General features: G+C 63.7%; 1 protein-coding gene. It reads left to right on the plus strand.

The window, feature by feature from the left end:
• On the plus strand, positions 1-1,176 hold a 1,176-nt coding region (gene tuf, locus NDN16_RS20810), incomplete at its 5' end, for an elongation factor Tu (protein WP_251115324.1).
• Positions 1,177-1,182: the final 6 nt, after the last annotated feature.

Consider the following 1,182-nt stretch of genomic DNA (forward strand, 5'->3'; position numbering starts at 1 on the left):
ATGGCCAAGAGCAAATTCGAGCGTAACAAGCCGCACGTGAACATCGGCACGATTGGTCACGTCGACCATGGGAAGACGTCGCTGACGGCGGCGATCACGAAGTACTTCGGCGAGTTCCGTGCGTACGACCAGATTGACGCGGCGCCGGAAGAGAAGGCGCGCGGCATCACGATTTCGACGGCGCACGTTGAGTACGAGACGGAGAACCGTCACTACGCGCACGTGGACTGCCCCGGTCACGCGGACTATGTGAAGAACATGATCACGGGTGCGGCGCAGATGGACGGAGCGATTCTCGTCTGTTCGGCTGCGGACGGCCCGATGCCGCAGACGCGCGAGCACATTCTGCTGGCGCGCCAGGTCGGCGTTCCGGCGATCGTCGTGTTCCTGAACAAGGTCGACCAGGTCGACGACGCGGAGCTTCTGGAGCTTGTGGAGCTCGAGGTTCGCGAGCTTCTGTCGAGCTACGACTTCCCGGGCGACGACATTCCGATCGTGAAGGGCTCGGCGCTTGCGGCGCTCGAGGATTCGGACAAGAAGATCGGCGAGGATGCGGTCCGCGAGCTGATGGCTGCGGTGGATGCGTACATCCCGACGCCGGAGCGTCCTGTCGACCAGCCGTTCCTGATGCCGATCGAGGACGTGTTCTCGATCTCGGGTCGCGGCACGGTGGTGACGGGCCGGGTCGAGCGCGGCATCGTGAAGGTGGGCGAGGAAGTCGAGATCGTCGGTATCCGCGACTCCAAGAAGACGACGGTCACGGGCGTCGAGATGTTCCGCAAGCTTCTGGACCAGGGTCAGGCCGGCGACAACATCGGCGCGCTGATCCGTGGTGTGGACCGCGAGGGCGTCGAGCGCGGGCAGGTGCTTTGCAAGCCGGGTTCGGTGAAGCCGCACACGAAGTTCAAGGCCGAAGCGTACATCCTGACGAAGGAAGAGGGCGGTCGCCATACGCCGTTCTTCACGAACTATCGTCCGCAGTTCTACTTCCGCACGACGGACGTGACGGGCGTGGTGACGCTTCCGGAAGGCACGGAGATGGTGATGCCGGGCGACAACGTGACGATGGACGTCACGCTGATCGTTCCGATCGCGATGGAAGAGAAGCTGCGCTTCGCTATCCGCGAAGGCGGCCGCACCGTCGGCGCCGGCATCGTGTCCGCTATCGTCGAGTAATCGACG

This window comes from Aureimonas altamirensis, assembly GCF_023702225.1.
Classification (GTDB): Bacteria; Pseudomonadota; Alphaproteobacteria; order Rhizobiales; family Rhizobiaceae; genus Aureimonas; species Aureimonas altamirensis_B.